This window comes from Phenylobacterium sp. GW821-FHT12F10 (genome assembly GCF_058806695.1).
This window is the reverse complement of record NZ_JBXAPY010000001.1, coordinates 1,123,329-1,136,635: the sequence shown is the minus strand read 5'-3', so window position 1 is coordinate 1,136,635 and position 13,307 is coordinate 1,123,329. Positions and strand designations below refer to the sequence as shown.

At 69.8% G+C, this 13,307-nt stretch carries 16 protein-coding genes; 5 read left to right on the top strand and 11 right to left on the bottom strand.

Features of this window, described 5'->3' with window-relative positions:
* Nucleotides 1–11 precede the first annotated feature (11 nt).
* Nucleotides 12–782 carry an Ig-like domain-containing protein gene (locus tag AC1RN5_RS05720; RefSeq protein ID WP_493040284.1) on the bottom strand — a complete coding sequence of 257 codons (771 nt, stop codon included), beginning with the start codon at nt 780–782 and terminating at the stop codon, nt 12–14.
* Nucleotides 783–885: 103 nt separating this feature from the next.
* On the opposite strand from AC1RN5_RS05720, the gene AC1RN5_RS05715 reads away from it, so the two are divergent.
* Both AC1RN5_RS05715 and AC1RN5_RS05710 read left to right on the top strand, forming a co-directional pair.
* Nucleotides 886–1,488, top strand: a complete 603-nt coding sequence (locus AC1RN5_RS05715) for an LOG family protein (protein WP_493040283.1) — start codon at nt 886–888, stop codon at nt 1,486–1,488.
* 68 nt (nt 1,489–1,556) lie between these two features.
* Nucleotides 1,557–1,868, top strand: a complete 312-nt coding sequence (locus AC1RN5_RS05710) for a DUF6665 family protein (RefSeq protein WP_493040282.1) — start codon at nt 1,557–1,559, stop codon at nt 1,866–1,868.
* Nucleotides 1,869–1,897: 29 nt separating this feature from the next.
* Here the strand turns inward: AC1RN5_RS05710 and AC1RN5_RS05705 are convergent, their stop codons facing one another.
* From AC1RN5_RS05705 to fliX, 10 genes are all read right to left on the bottom strand, one after another.
* Nucleotides 1,898–2,734 carry a hypothetical protein gene (locus AC1RN5_RS05705; RefSeq protein ID WP_493040281.1) on the bottom strand — a complete coding sequence of 279 codons (837 nt, stop codon included), beginning with the start codon at nt 2,732–2,734 and terminating at the stop codon, nt 1,898–1,900.
* Between the two features lie 87 nt (nt 2,735–2,821).
* A complete protein-coding gene (locus AC1RN5_RS05700; RefSeq protein ID WP_493040280.1) occupies nt 2,822–3,283 on the bottom strand; it encodes a GNAT family N-acetyltransferase in 462 nt (153 codons plus the stop codon).
* 1 nt (nt 3,284) lies between these two features.
* Nucleotides 3,285–3,650, bottom strand: coding sequence for a DUF6841 family protein (locus tag AC1RN5_RS05695; RefSeq protein ID WP_493040279.1), 366 nt, complete (start codon nt 3,648–3,650; stop codon nt 3,285–3,287).
* Nucleotides 3,651–3,682: 32 nt separating this feature from the next.
* Entirely contained in the window at nt 3,683–4,945 is a 1,263-nt protein-coding gene (locus AC1RN5_RS05690) for an RNA polymerase sigma factor (protein ID WP_493040278.1), read from the bottom strand.
* Nucleotides 4,942–5,295, bottom strand: a complete 354-nt coding sequence (locus AC1RN5_RS05685; RefSeq protein ID WP_493040277.1) for a YciI family protein — start codon at nt 5,293–5,295, stop codon at nt 4,942–4,944. Before AC1RN5_RS05685 ends, AC1RN5_RS05690 begins: the two co-directional genes overlap by 4 nt.
* Nucleotides 5,296–5,548: 253 nt before the next feature.
* Nucleotides 5,549–6,511 (bottom strand): tetratricopeptide repeat protein, encoded by a 963-nt coding sequence (locus AC1RN5_RS05680; RefSeq protein ID WP_493040275.1) that lies wholly within the window; start codon nt 6,509–6,511, stop codon nt 5,549–5,551.
* 186 nt (nt 6,512–6,697) lie between these two features.
* On the bottom strand, nt 6,698–8,365 hold the full coding sequence (locus tag AC1RN5_RS05675) for an NAD+ synthase (protein ID WP_493040274.1): 1,668 nt from the start codon (nt 8,363–8,365) through the stop codon (nt 6,698–6,700).
* A gap of 64 nt (nt 8,366–8,429) precedes the next feature.
* Nucleotides 8,430–10,058, bottom strand: coding sequence for an ABC-F family ATP-binding cassette domain-containing protein (locus tag AC1RN5_RS05670; RefSeq protein ID WP_493040273.1), 1,629 nt, complete (start codon nt 10,056–10,058; stop codon nt 8,430–8,432).
* Nucleotides 10,059–10,259: 201 nt separating this feature from the next.
* Complete coding sequence (gene dksA, locus AC1RN5_RS05665; RefSeq protein ID WP_421932068.1) at nt 10,260–10,688, bottom strand: RNA polymerase-binding protein DksA; 429 nt, start codon at nt 10,686–10,688, stop codon at nt 10,260–10,262.
* 98 nt (nt 10,689–10,786) lie between these two features.
* On the bottom strand, nt 10,787–11,221 hold the full coding sequence (gene fliX, locus AC1RN5_RS05660; RefSeq protein WP_493040270.1) for a flagellar assembly regulator FliX: 435 nt from the start codon (nt 11,219–11,221) through the stop codon (nt 10,787–10,789).
* A 217-nt stretch (nt 11,222–11,438) separates the two neighbouring features.
* Here fliX and AC1RN5_RS05655 point away from each other — a divergent pair, with 217 nt between their 5' ends.
* The 3 genes from AC1RN5_RS05655 to AC1RN5_RS05645 are packed head-to-tail and all read left to right on the top strand — an operon-like array spanning nt 11,439 to nt 13,306.
* Entirely contained in the window at nt 11,439–12,545 is a 1,107-nt protein-coding gene (locus tag AC1RN5_RS05655) for a flagellar basal body P-ring protein FlgI (RefSeq protein ID WP_421932070.1), read from the top strand.
* Nucleotides 12,545–12,853, top strand: a complete 309-nt coding sequence (locus AC1RN5_RS05650; RefSeq protein ID WP_493040268.1) for a rod-binding protein — start codon at nt 12,545–12,547, stop codon at nt 12,851–12,853. Before AC1RN5_RS05655 ends, AC1RN5_RS05650 begins: the two co-directional genes overlap by 1 nt.
* Before the next feature lie 9 nt (nt 12,854–12,862).
* Complete coding sequence (locus AC1RN5_RS05645) at nt 12,863–13,306, top strand: flagellar basal body protein (RefSeq protein ID WP_421932072.1); 444 nt, start codon at nt 12,863–12,865, stop codon at nt 13,304–13,306.
* The last annotated feature ends 1 nt before the right edge of the window (nt 13,307 follow it).

Genomic DNA, 13,307 nt, shown 5'->3' with positions numbered 1-13,307 from the left:
AAATTCCGAGATCAATTGAGGATCACTGTGGACTGGACCCCGCCGCCCGGCGTCATCCAGTCCACCCGCAAACCCGCGGGCGTGGTGCTGCTTCGAAATGGCCCGTCGACCAGGGAGGCCGCGGGCGAGGTGTCGATTGTCGCCGAATTCTCGGCCCCGTCGCTAAAAATCTTGATCGCGTGCGCGCCGGCCGCCAGGGGCTGGCTCAGCGAGATGGCGAAGCGCCCCGCCGCGTCGGCCCGGCCGTCGGCGCTCTGGCGGCCGTCGGCGCGCACCGTGATGGTGGCGCTGGCCGGCGCCGCCCCGGAGACCACGGCGGCCCCCTCCCGGTCGAAGTCGAAGGTGGTGATCGCCAGCCCCGCCACCGGCCCCACCCGCACCGCCCCGGCGCCCGAACGCAGCAGATAGCCGCGGCCGTCGGGGGTGAGCAGCAGGTAGCCCTGGGCCTGGACCGTGCGGGCGCCCTGGGTGGAGGAGAGGCCGAACAGCCGCGGCTGGGTCGCCGCCGGGACGATCAGCCGCCAGACGCCCTTGTCGTCGGCCTTGGCGGCCATGGCCGCGCCGTCGGGACTGGCCAGGCGGACGGGCGCCCCGGCCGGCGCCGAGCCGGTCAGGGTCAGGCCCGCGGGCCCGGCCTCGACCCGGGTGACCATGGCCGGGATCGCATAGCCGGCGGCCTGGGCCGCGGGCTCCTTCTTGGGCGCGATGGGGACCCGGGGGGCCTCGGCGCCGCAGGCGGTCAGCAGCAGGGCTGCGACGATAGGAATCGGGACGCGGATCACGGCTTGCTTGAAACTCCTTAACCCAGACCCTAGCTAATCGACCCCGCGCGCCGAACATGTCAGCAGCGCGCGCCTTTGAGTCCTTTTCCGGAGCTTACCGCCCATGGGGCAAGACCTCGCCCCCCTTTCGAGCGCCTGCGTGTTCTGCGGCTCCTCCGACGCGGCCGATCCCCAGCTGCTGGCCGACGCCGCGGACCTGGGCCGGGCCATGGCGGCGGCCGGGCTGAAGCTGATCTATGGCGGCGGCGGGGTCGGGTTGATGGGCGCCTGCGCCATCGCCGCCCACAAGGCCGGCGGCGAGGTGCTGGGGGTCATCCCCCACTTCCTGAAGGAGCGCGAGCGCCGGCTGGACGTGGTGGAGACCGTCGTCGTCTCCTCCATGCACGAGCGCAAGCAGATCATGTTCGATCGCGCCGACAGCTTCATCGTCCTGCCCGGCGGCATCGGCACCCTGGAGGAGATCGTCGAGCTGCTCTCCTGGCGCCGTCTGGACCTGCACGCCAAGCCGGTGGTCTTCTACAGCCCGAACGGCTTCTGGGAGCCGCTCTACGCCCTCTTCCAGCACACGGTGGACGCGCGCCTCACCCCGCCGGAATTCATGGACAGCTGGATCTCGGTCGACCGCGTCGAGGACATCATCCCGGCCCTCAGCGGCGTGCGGCCCGCCGAGCCGGTCCCGGAGAGCGTCGTCCTGCGGATGACCTAATCCTGGGGGAACTAGCGCATTCCGCGGGGAATTGGCTAATCTCCACCGACCGATCAATGGGAGCGCCCATGTTCAGCAAACGCCAGGCCCCCTCCGCCCGCGACAGCGGCTTTGACCTCCTGCAGCACGAGATGGCCGGCGAGGCCGCCGCCGCCCTGGGCCGCATCGGCGGCAAGATGGAGAAGGCCCTGGCCGCCCTGCGCGCCTACGACGCCGGCGAGGACCAGACCGAGCCCCGCGACGCCCTGGTGAAGGCCGCCGCCAAGGCCACCTGGATGTTCTTCGTCCAGCGCGAGTCCCTGGGCCTGCGCGACCAGCGCCCCGTCATCGCCCACCACCAGATCCCCCGCGAGGTCCTGCGCCGGCTGGGGGCCTCCTGAGGTCGCGGCGAACCCCTCGCCGCGGAGACCTAGTCCCTGGGCGCCTTCACGGTTCCGATCACCACCGCCGTGGGCGCCGAACCGGCGCGCAGTCCGGCGATGTAGTTTAGCTCCCCCAGCGCCTTGCTGTTGCCCGGCTCCAGGATGAGAGAGGCCCGGTAGTCGGCCTCGGCGAGATCGAGCTTGTTCAGTTCGACATAGGAAAACGCCCGGGCGCGCAGGACGCGGGCACGGTCCCGATCTGTGCCATTGTCTGTCATCTCCGAGAGCATCTTCACCAGGCCGCTGTCGTTGGTGGAGCTCGGAACCCCCTCCAGCCAGGCGGAGTACATCGCGATGGCCTCCTCCAGCCGCCGCAGCAGCAGCAGAGAGATTCCCCTCTCCGTCACCAGCTTGCTGTCGCCGGGCCGCAGGGCGTAGCCCCGGTCCAGCGCCGCCAGGGCCCTCGCCGGCGTCTTGACCTCGTTCCAGTAGACACCGGCCAGCAGGGCGGCGTTCGGATAGGTGTCGGGGCAGCGGACCGCCTGCGCGTTGCGGTGCTCCTTCGCCGCCGTCACCAGCAGCATCAAGGTCAGGGAACGGGCCTTGTCATCGGCGATCCCCCGGATGCGGTAGACCTGTCCCACCTGCTCGATCTGCGGATAGCTCGCGGGCGCATGGGACAGCGCCGCCTCCAGGTCCGGGACCTTGGCGGCGAGCGCCGCGGGGGTCTTGGCTTCAAGCGCCGCCTCGACCACCTGCTCGTCCTTTCGCGCCTGGGCGTCACCACAGGTCGCGGGCATGTCGGCCAGGGCAAGGCCCGGGCAGATCAAACCCACCGCCACGGCCAAGGGCGCGGCCCGGCGGATGTATCGGCCGAGGATCATGGCGTGTTCCTTCCCTGCGCGGGCGCAGCCTTCACGTTCGCCACGACAACCTACGATAACGGTGGGCCTGTGGAAGGCAATTGGCCCTCAGTCGGGGGCGAGCGCCTTGCTCATGTTCACGCGCACCGCGTCGCCGATCGGCTCCTCGCCGTCGATGCAGTAGCCGACACGGCCATAGAGGGTGATGTTCTCCTCGAAGCGCTGGTTCGTGTAGAGCCGGATGCGATCATGGCCGAGGCCCGCGGCGATCGCCTCGACCTGGGCCAGCAGGCGACGACCCAAGCCCTGCCCCTGGTGCTCCGGCGCCACCGCCACGTTCTCGATGAGCAGTTGGTCGCCCTCGTCGACGGTCTCGATCAGGGCCGCCAGCTTCCCCGCCACATACAGGAGGTCGAACCGGTGCTCGCGCACGGCGGCCACGTAGTCGGCCCCCATCGGCTTGGGCTCGCGCCCGATCAGCGGGACCCATTTGGCGTAGGCCGCCCGCGTCAGGTCGCGGATCGCCGCGGCGTCGGCCGGGACCGCTGTCCTCAGCGTGATCTCGTCCATCTCAGTAGGATCTCTGCTTCAGGCCCCAGCGCCCGTCTTCAAGGGTCACGATCCACAGGTTCTGGTGGCGGCTGATCTGCGTGCCGTCGGCCCGGTCGCGGGAATAGTCCACCAGCAGGTGCGCCTTCCTGTCGCTCGCCAGCACCACCTGCTTGGCGTGGTAGGTGCTGCGCGCCCAGCCCGTGGCCTCCAGCTCGTCGAAATAGGTCGGCGAGAGCTGCCTCGGCGCCTTCCAGATCACCAGTTGCGCGTCGGCCAGGATCAGGTGCGGGAAGTGCAGGGTCGCGTCCATGCCCGCCGGATCGCGGGCGTTGAACCGGTCGGTGAAGGCCTCGATACAGGCGATGGCGGCGGCGGCGGATGTCATGGGGCGATCCTACCGAGCCCATCGAAGCTCGGCTATTCCCCCGCCTCGCGCGCCCGCCTCAGCAGAAAGTCCCGCTCCCGCAAGTTCCCCGCCAGAGCGGCGGCGGCCTCGAAGGCCGCGCGGGCCTCGCCGTGGCGGCCCAGCTTGGCCAGCAGGTCGCCGCGCACGCTGGGCAGCAGGTGATAGGTCTTCAGCGCCGGTTCCCCCATCAGGCCTTCGACGATGGCCAGCCCCGCCGCCGGCCCCTCGGCCATGCCCACCGCCACCGCGCGGTTGAGCTCGACGACGGGCGACGGCGCCACGGCCGCCAGCTCGGCATAGAGGGCGGCGATCCCGCCCCAGTCGGTCTCCGCCGCCGTCGTCGCCCGCGCGTGGCAGGCGACGATGGCCGCCTGCAGGGCATGGAAGCCCCCGGCCCCACCCAGCTCATGGGCGCGGGCGAGGGCCTTCAGCCCGCGGCGGATCTGCAAGCTATCCCAGAGCCCCCGGTCCTGGTCCAGCAGCAGGATCGGCTCCCCCGCCGCGTCGGTCCGCGCCGCGGCGCGCGAGGCGTTCAGCTCCATCAGGGCCAGCAGGCCGTGCGCCTCGGGTTCGTCCCCGGCCACGGCGGTCAGCACCCGGCCCAGTCGCAGGGCCTCGTCGCAGAGCTGGGGCCGCAGCCAGTCCTCGCCGCGGGCGGCCGTATAGCCCTCGTTGAAGATCAGGTAGACCACCTCCAGCACCGAGGCGAGGCGCGCGGCCAGGTCCTCTCCGCGCGGGGTCTCATAGGCCAGGCCCGACTCCGAGAGCGTCTTCTTGGCCCGCACGATCCGCTGGGCGATGGTCGCCTCCGGCAACAGATAGGCCCGCGCGATCTCCGCCGTGGTCAGGCCGCAGATCATCCGCAGGGCCAGGCAAGTCCGCGCGTCCCGCGACAGGATCGGGTGGCAGGCGGTGAACACCAGCCGCAGCATCTCGTCGCCGATGTCGTCGTCGAGGGCGGCGTCCAGATCGGGCATGGCCTGCTGCTGCGCCTCCAGCTCGCGGGCCACCATGCCGTGCTTGCGCGCCAGCATGGGGCCGCGCCTCAGGTGATCCAGGGCCCGGCGCTTGGCGGTCGCCATCAGCCACGCGCCGGGACGCTCGGGGACGCCCGTCTCCGGCCACCGCTCGAGGGCGGCGATCAGGGCGTCCTGGGTCAGCTCCTCGGCGAGCGGCACGTCGCGCAGCATGCGGGCCAGGCTGGTGATCAGCCGCGGCTGCTCCACCCGCCAGACGGCCAGGATCGCGCGATGGGCGTCCGCCTCCGGACTCAACGGCTGATCATCTCGCGCACTTCGCAGACGCCTTCCCAGCCGGGCATGTGGTCCTTGTGCAGTTGCAGGAACTCCACCGCCGAGGCCACCGCCTCCTCCTTGTTGCGGAACTCGAAGATGGCGTAGCCGCCCACCACCTCCTTGGCCTCCACCATGGGGCCGTCCAGCACGGCGAGCTTGCCGCCCCGGACGCTGACCCGCGCCCCGGCCGCGATGGGCGCCAGCATGCCGTCGTCGATCATGCGGCCGGCCTTGATCTCCCGGTCGGCCAGCCTGTGCATCGCCTCCATGAGCTCGGGGGGCGGAGGGCCGGCGTCGACCGTGGTGGTGATGAAGGACATGAAGCGCATGAAACCGTCTCCTGAACGCGAGCCGCGACACCATCGCCGCGCAACTCTCTCGCCATTCAGGACGACGATCCAGTGCGGGGCGCATCGACAGAGTCCGCGCAAGAAAGTCCAGCGCCCCTCTCCCCCTTGGGGGAGAGGCCAGGGTGAGGGCGCGCGCAGCAGAGCTGCGCGTCCCTGACGTGGAGCAACCGCGGACCTTCGGAAAGAGCCCTCACCCTACCCTCTCCCACAAGTGGGAGAGGGCCAGAGCGCCCTACTTCCTCTGGCTGCGGGCCAGGGCCGCCTTGGCGTCGGCGAGGTTCTGGGCGCGGGCGATGGACTCGTTGATGGCGTTGTCGGCGGCCGGCGACAGGCGCTGGGCCTGGCGGTAGAGGGCCAGCGCCTTGCCGTAGTCGCCGGCGCTCTCGGCGCACACCCCCAGGTCATAGACGGTGTCCAGGTTGCCCGGCTGGGCGGTGTTGATGCTGGTCCAACCCTGGCAGGCGCCGGCCATGTCGCCGCTGGAGGCGGCCTTCACCGCGGCGGTGAACTGCGGCTTGAGCGCCTCGCTCAGTCCCACGCCCTTGGTCTTCAGGGTGGCCGAGAGGGTGGTGTTGTAGGGGGCGATGTCGCGGCGGATATCGCCGAGGATCTCGCGCTGGGCGTCGGTCACCAGGGCCAGGTCGCCGGTGGACGGCGCCTCGTTGCCGCACCAGGAGGTGTTGCGGCTGGCCCGCTTCTGGGCCGAATAGACCACCCGGCCGGTGGCCACGCTCACCAGGCTCGGCGTCACCATCAGGTCGACGTTGCGGCGCCAGCAGGGGATGGGGAAGGACTTGTATTCCTTGCACTTGTCACCCTCCCACCGGACGCAGCGGCTCTCGCTGCCCTGGTAGGTCGAGGTGTTGAAGTCGGTGCCCACCGTGCCCAGGATCACCCCCTGCGCGCCCACCGAGCGGCCATAGCCGGCCGCCGCGCTCGGATTGCTGGGGCCGCCCGTCGCCACCACGGTGAAATAGGGGTGGCCGTCGAAGGTGGCGGAAAACAGCTCGGCCTGCAGGGCCGATTGGAACTCGCGCCCGCCATAGCCGTCGAAGCCGGCCACGGCGATCCTGCGGATATTGGCGGTCTCGGCGTAGCGCGGCGGGAAGCGGGCGCTGATGTCGACGGTGGTGGCGCAGGCGCTCAGCACCATCATCAGACCGGCGCAAACCGCCAGCCGCGAAAACAACCGCATCCCAAACCCCTCCGCCCAAAGTGGACGCAGGATAACAGCCAAGCTTCGAAGTGCAATCTGGCGTCGCGCATGAGGCGACTGCCACCCAATTCCGCCCCCAGCGCGCAGCGCGTTCCCGGGCAAGGTGGATCCCAGGCCCACGGCCTCGCGGCCCCCCTTCCCTGGAGGGGGGGAGGACCTCGAAGCCTACGTCGTCACCACGTCGCGGAAGCCGTTGACGATGGGATAGCGGCGGTCGCGGCCGAAGGCGCGGGGGCCGATCTTGACGCCTGGGGCGGCCTGGCGGCGCTTGTATTCGGAATTGTACAGCAGGCGCTGCACCCGCTCGACGGTGGCCGGCGCATGGCCGCGGGCGACGATCTCGTCCAGGGTCGCCTCCTCCTCCACCAGCCCATGCAGGATGGCGTCCAGCTCGGCGTATTCCGGCAGGCTGTCCTGGTCCTTCTGGTCGGGCCGCAGCTCGGCCGAGGGCGCCTTGGTGAGGATCCGCTCGGGGATCGGCGAGGCCGCCACGCCGTAGGGATCGTGGGCGTTGCGCCATGCGCAGACGGCGTAGACCTCGGTCTTGTAGACATCCTTCAGCACGTTGAAGCCGCCGCACATGTCGCCGTAGAGGGTGGCGTAGCCGACGGCCATCTCGCTCTTGTTGCCGGTGGTCAGCAGCATGGAGCCCAGCTTGTTGGAGAGCGCCATCAGGGCCAGGCCCCGGGTGCGCGCCTGGATGTTCTCCTCGGTCAGGTCCGGCGCGCGGCCCTCATAGAGCGGCGTCAGCATTTCGGCGAAGGCGTCGACGGCCGGCGAGATGGCGATCTCGTCCAGCCGCACCCCCAGGCGCTTCGCGCACCCTGCCGCGTCGTCCAGGCTGTCCTGGCTGGTGTAGCGCGAGGGCAGCATGAAGCAGCGCACCCGGTCGGGGCCCAGCGCGTCGGCCGCCACCACTGCCACGATTGCCGAATCCACGCCGCCGGAAAGGCCAAGCAATACACCGGGGAAGCCGGACTTGTTCACGTAGTCCCTCAGGCCCAGGACCATGGCCCGGTAGACCTCCTCGGGGCCCGAGACCCAGTCTTCCATCGGAGCCTCGACGCAGACCCAGACCCCGTCGTCGGCCTTTTCCCAGACGCAGATCGCCAGGCGCTCCTCGAACATCGCCAGGCGCATCACCACCTCGCCCGTCGCCGAGAGCGCGAAGGAGCCGCCGTCGAACACCAGCTCGTCCTGGCCCCCCACCTCGTTGACATAGACCAGCGGCAGGCCGGTCTCGGCCACCCGCGCGGTGGCCACGTCCATGCGCTCGGTCTCGGCCAGGCGGCGGAAGGGCGAGCCGTTGGTGACCAGCAGGATCTCGGCGCCCTTGGCCTTGAGGTCGGCGCAGATCGCCGGCGCCCAGATGTCCTCGCAGATCGGGACCCCGAACTTGACCCCCTTCCATTCGAAGACGGAGGGACCCAGGCCCGGCTCGAACACGCGCTTCTCGTCGAACACCCCGTAGTTGGGCAGGTCGCACTTGAAGGCCACGCCCTTGATCTCGCCCTCGGCCAGGAAGGCCAGGGCGTTGCGCGGCTTGGCCCCGGGGCGCTCGGCGGGCCAGATCAGCCCCACCAGGGCCGCGCAGCTGTCCTTGGTGGCCAGGGCCAGCCGCTCGACCGCGGCCTTGCCCGCGGCCCACAGGGCGGGCTTCAGGGCGAGGTCCTCGGGGGGATAGCCGGTCAGGAACAGCTCGGAGAACAGGGCGATGTCCGCGCCTGCCGCGTGGGCCTCCGCCAGCCGCTCGCGGGCGAGGGCCTCATTGGCGGCGATGGCGCCGACGGTGGGATTGGCCTGGATGGCGGCGATGACGAGGCGGTTGGTCATGCTTCGTCATGTAGCCGCGCCGCCCGCCCCTCGCCACCCGGAAAGCGGCGCCCCAGACCGCCCGCTAGGCTCCCGGGTGCAGACCGGGCGCTTCCTGGCCCGTGCGGGACACGTATTCGCTATAGCCGCCATCGTAGCGATGGACCCCCTCGGGGGTCAGCTCCAGCACCCGGTTCGACAGCGCCGCCAGGAAATGGCGGTCGTGCGACACGAAGAGCATCGTGCCCTCGAAGTCCGCCAGGGCCGCCACCAGCATCTCCTTGGTGGCCATGTCGAGGTGGTTGGTGGGCTCGTCGAGGACCAGCAGGTTCGGCGGGTCGAACAGCATCTTCGCCATGACCAGCCGCGCCTTCTCGCCGCCGGACAGGACACGGCAGGGCTTCTCGACATCGTCGCCGGAGAAGCCGAAGCACCCCGCCAGCGTGCGCAGCGCCCCCTGGCCGGCCTGCGGGAATGAGCTGTCCAGGGACTCAAAGACGGTCTCTTCACCGTCCAGCAGGTCCATGGAGTGCTGGGCGAAATAGCCCATCCTGACGCTGGCGCCCGTGCTGACCGTGCCCTTGTCGGGCGTGGTGGCGCCGGCCACGAGCTTCAACAGCGTCGACTTGCCGGCGCCGTTCGCGCCGAGCACGCACCAGCGTTCCTTGCGGCGCACCAGGAAGTCGAGGCCTTCGTAGATCGGCTGGTCGCCATAGCCCTTATGGACATCGCGCAGGTTGATCACGTCGTCGCCCGACCGCGGCGGGCTCCGGAACTCGAACTGGACCGACTGGCGGCGGCGCGGCGCCTCGACGCGTTCGATCTTGTCCAGCTTCTTCACCCGGCTCTGGACCTGGGCGGCGTGGCTGGCGCGCGCCTTGAACTTCTCGATGAACTTGATTTCCTTGGCCAGCATGGCCTGCTGGCGTTCGTACTGCGCCTGGCGCTGCTGTTCGCCCATCGCGCGCTGCTGGTCGTAGAAGTCGAGGTCGCCGGAATAGGTGATGAGCGAACCGCCGTCGATCTCCACCACCTTGCCGATGATGCGATTCATGAAGGCGCGGTCGTGCGAGGTCATCAGCAGCGCGCCGTCATAGTTTTTGAGGAACGCCTCCAGCCAGATCAGGCTTTCCAGGTCGAGGTGGTTGCTGGGCTCGTCCAGCAGCATGCCGTCGGGCCGCATCAGCAGGATGCGGGCCAGCGCCACCCGCATCTTCCAGCCGCCGGACAGCAGACCGACATCCCCGTCCATGCGTTCCTGGCTGAAACTCAGGCCCGCCAGGACCTCGCGGGCGCGGGCGTCCAGCGCATAGCCGTCCAGTTCCTGGAAGCGCTCCATCACCTCGCCGTAGCGTTCCATGTTGGCGTCCAGGTCGCCCGCCTGGTCTGGATCGACCATGGCGGCCTCCAGCCTGGCCATTTCGGTGGCGAGCGCGCTGACCGGCCCGACCCCATCCATCACCGCGGCGACCGCGCTCTGGCCGGACATCTCGCCGACGTCCTGGCTGAAATAGCCGATGGTCATGCCGGGATCGATCGTGACCAGGCCGTCATCGGGCTGCTCCTGGCCGGTGATCATGCGGAACAGCGTCGTCTTGCCGGCGCCGTTCGGCCCGACCAGCCCGACCTTCTCGCCCTTCTGGACCCCCATCGAGGCCTCGATGAACAGGATCTGGTGGCCGTTCTGCTTGGAGATATTGTCGAGGCGGATCATGGGGCGGTCTGCTAGCCCGGCTCGGCGGGGAAGGCCAGCCTCAGGGCCATCGCAATGCCGGGCGCGGCGATTGGCGCAGACACTCAACCGCTCATCTTGGCCTTCGCCGGGATGAGCAGGGCAATTGCCAAGGGCGGCGCGGCAGCCCGCAACCCTTCTCCGCAAGGGCGAAGGGTCAGGGCGAAGCCAAAGGCCCCTCGCCTAGTCGTCGCGGTGGACGCGTTCCCGGCGCTCGTGGCGTTCCTGCGCCTCGAGGCTGAGGGTCGCCGTCGGCCGGGCGTCGAGACGGGCGATGCCGATCGGCTCGCCGGTGTCTTCGCAATAGCCGTAGGAACCATCGGCGATGCGGCGCAGGGCTTCGTCGATCTTGGAGATCAACTTACGCTGGCGATCGCGGGTCCGGAGTTCCAGGGCTCGGTCGGTCTCCGACGTCGCCCGGTCCGCCAGGTCCGGATGGTTCTCGGTTTCGCTTTGCAGGTGGACGAGCGTCTCGCGGGATTCCCGCAGGATGTCGTCTTTCCACGCCTGGAGCTTCTGCTTGAAGTACTCAAGCTGACGCTCGTTCATGAAGGGCTCATCCTCGGAAGGTTGATAGCCCGGCTTTCCAGCCATCACTGCGGCTGTGCTCATTTACGCCTCACGCCCCCTAGAGTACCGCCCCTTAGACACGCGGGCCGCTTATATCAAAACGAATTTTTGATTCAACGCAGCTCGCGCACGACGGACGATTAAGCCGCACGTTTCGCGCATTCGAGCTTGGCCAGCTCCACGGCGGCCCGGGTTTCGATCTCGTCCAGAACCCCTTCGAGCTTGGTGTCCTCGGTGCCCTCCCGCTCGTCGCGCAGGGCGATTCGCAGGCGATCGAGCTGGTCGGCGGACATCTCGCCCGACAGCAGGCTCACCTTCACGTCGTCGAGAACGTCCAGGATCCGGCCGGCGCGGCGCACGGCGCGGCGCTTGGCCTCCAGGGGCCCGCCCATCTCCTGCAACGCTAGGATGGCGTCCACGCTCATGACCCCCGACAGGCCCGAGGCCCGGGCGGCCTGGGCCGGCGCCGGGGCCGCCTCGGCGGCGGGCAGTCGGAAGCCCGCGCCGTCGCCGGCCGGACGCGCCTTGCCGGGCCCGCTCGCCGATCCGACGCCGCTTGTTCCGTTGACCTTCATGGGTGAGTCGAACTCTTGACCTGACGTTTCGCTCCCAGTCATCGCCCCGGCATGCTTAGGGTATGGTTAATGCCGGGCAAATTCTGCCGCCGCACCCCGGCCTGCCGCGCAGGCTCCCGACTCAACCACTGGAATCCTTGGGCTTTTCTCGGACACCGCTCTGGCACGCCCGTCGCAAGGGCGTGGGGAGCTTATTTCCGTTGGCCCCCGGGGTTTCATGCGTCGACCGCTTCGCCTCTTCAGCGCCGTCCTGCTCGCCGCGGCCCTGGCCGCCGGTCCGTCCTTCGCCCGGTCGCGGATCAAGGACATCGTCGAGTTCGAGGGCGTGCGCGAGAACATGCTGGTGGGCTACGGCCTGGTGGTGGGCCTGAACGGCACGGGCGACAGCCTGCGCAACGCCCCCTTCACCAAGCAGAGCCTCGAGGCGATGCTGGAGCGGCTGGGGGTCAACACCCGCGACGCCAACCTCAACACCAAGAACGTGGCCGCCGTCATGGTCACCGCCAAGCTGCCGGCCTTCGTGGCCACCGGCTCCCCCATCGACGCCAGCGTCTCGGCGCTCGGCGACGCCAAGAGCCTGCAGGGCGGCACCCTGCTGGTGACCCCGCTGCTCGGCGCCGACGGCCAGGCCTACGCCGTCGGCCAGGGCACGGTGCAGACCGGCTCGGTCTCCGCCGGCGGCGCCTCGGGCTCTTCCATCTCCAAGGGCGTGCCCACCGCCGGCCGCATCGCCTCGGGCGCCATCGTCGAGCGTGAGATCGGCTTCCAGCTGGCCAGCATGGCCCAGCTGCGCATGACCCTGCGCAACCCCGACTTCACCACCGCCAAGCGCATCGCCGACGTCATCAATGCGAAATTCCCCGGCTGCGCCCGGGCCGACAACCCCACCATCGTCACCATCCAGCCCGCGCCGGGCACGAACATGGTGGGCTTCATCTCCCAGATCGAGAACCTCACGGTCGATCCCGACGACGCCGCCAAGGTGGTGATCGACGAGGTGGCCGGGGTCGTGGTCATGGGCGAGAACGTCCGCATCTCCACCGTCGCCATCGCCCAGGGCAACCTGACCATCAGCGTCCAGGAAAGCCCCGCCGTCAGCCAGCCCGCCCCCTTCAGCCAGGGCCGCACCACGGTGGTGCCCCAGTCGGGCGTCTCGGTGGACGAGGAGAAGGGCAAGAAGCTGATCACCCTGCGCGAGGGCGCCTCGCTCGCCACCCTGGTGGCCGGCCTCAACGCGCTGGGCGTCACCCCGCGCGACATGATCTCCATCCTGCAGGCCATCAAGGCCGCGGGCGCCCTGCAAGCCGACATCGAGGTCATGTGATGGCCGACATCGCCGCCCCCGCCGCAAACCTGCCGCCGTCGCCTGCGCCCATGAGCGCGGCCGAACTGTCCAAGCGCGGTCAGATCGAGAAGACCGCCAAGGACTTCGAGAGCTCGTTCCTCTCGGTGATGCTGGGGGCGATGATGAAGGACGTGAACACCTCCGAGCCCTTCGGCGGCGGGCACGGGGAAGAGATGTTCAAGTCCTTCATGACGGACGCCATGGCCAAGCAGGTCGTGAAGTCCGGCGGCGTCGGGGTCTCCTCCGTCGTCGCTAAGGAAATGCTGAAGCTTCAAGGTCTGAGTTAGGAAATCACGATGGCCCTTTCCGCCATGGACGCCGCCGATCGCGTCGAGCAGCTGGTGATCCTCACCGAGCGCCTCACCGAGCTGATCCTGCAGGAGGCCCAGGCCTTCGAGCAGCAGCGGCCCCAGGACGCCATGACCCTCATCGAGGAGACCTCGCGGCTGGCCAATATCTACCGCCACGAGTCCGCCCGGGTCCGCGCCGACCCCACCATGGTGGCCGCCGCGCCGCTGGCCCAGCGCACGCGCCTGATCCGCGCCACCGAGGCCTTCGACAGCGTGCTGGCCCGCCAGGGCCGCGCCCTGGACGCCGCCCGCACGGTCACCGAGGGCCTGGTGAAGACCATCGCCAACGAGGTCGCCGCCCAGCGCAACACCGGCGCCGGCTACGGCCCCAAGGCCGCCCCCTCCGCCCCCGGCTCGGCCAGCGCCATCACCCTCAACAAGCGGGCCTAGC

Coding starts and splice junctions, on each gene's coding strand:
- AC1RN5_RS05715 (WP_493040283.1), top strand. CDS start 886: ATGGGGCAAGACCTCGCCCCCCTTTCGAGCGCCTGCGTGTTCTGCGGC.
- AC1RN5_RS05710 (WP_493040282.1), top strand. CDS start 1,557: ATGTTCAGCAAACGCCAGGCCCCCTCCGCCCGCGACAGCGGCTTTGAC.
- AC1RN5_RS05705 (WP_493040281.1), bottom strand. CDS start 2,734: ATGATCCTCGGCCGATACATCCGCCGGGCCGCGCCCTTGGCCGTGGCG.
- AC1RN5_RS05700 (WP_493040280.1), bottom strand. CDS start 3,283: ATGGACGAGATCACGCTGAGGACAGCGGTCCCGGCCGACGCCGCGGCG.
- AC1RN5_RS05695 (WP_493040279.1), bottom strand. CDS start 3,650: ATGACATCCGCCGCCGCCGCCATCGCCTGTATCGAGGCCTTCACCGAC.
- AC1RN5_RS05685 (WP_493040277.1), bottom strand. CDS start 5,295: ATGCGCTTCATGTCCTTCATCACCACCACGGTCGACGCCGGCCCTCCG.
- AC1RN5_RS05680 (WP_493040275.1), bottom strand. CDS start 6,511: ATGCGGTTGTTTTCGCGGCTGGCGGTTTGCGCCGGTCTGATGATGGTG.
- AC1RN5_RS05675 (WP_493040274.1), bottom strand. CDS start 8,365: ATGACCAACCGCCTCGTCATCGCCGCCATCCAGGCCAATCCCACCGTC.
- AC1RN5_RS05670 (WP_493040273.1), bottom strand. CDS start 10,058: ATGATCCGCCTCGACAATATCTCCAAGCAGAACGGCCACCAGATCCTG.
- dksA (WP_421932068.1), bottom strand. CDS start 10,688: ATGAGCACAGCCGCAGTGATGGCTGGAAAGCCGGGCTATCAACCTTCC.
- fliX (WP_493040270.1), bottom strand. CDS start 11,221: ATGAAGGTCAACGGAACAAGCGGCGTCGGATCGGCGAGCGGGCCCGGC.
- AC1RN5_RS05655 (WP_421932070.1), top strand. CDS start 11,439: ATGCGTCGACCGCTTCGCCTCTTCAGCGCCGTCCTGCTCGCCGCGGCC.
- AC1RN5_RS05650 (WP_493040268.1), top strand. CDS start 12,545: ATGGCCGACATCGCCGCCCCCGCCGCAAACCTGCCGCCGTCGCCTGCG.
- AC1RN5_RS05645 (WP_421932072.1), top strand. CDS start 12,863: ATGGCCCTTTCCGCCATGGACGCCGCCGATCGCGTCGAGCAGCTGGTG.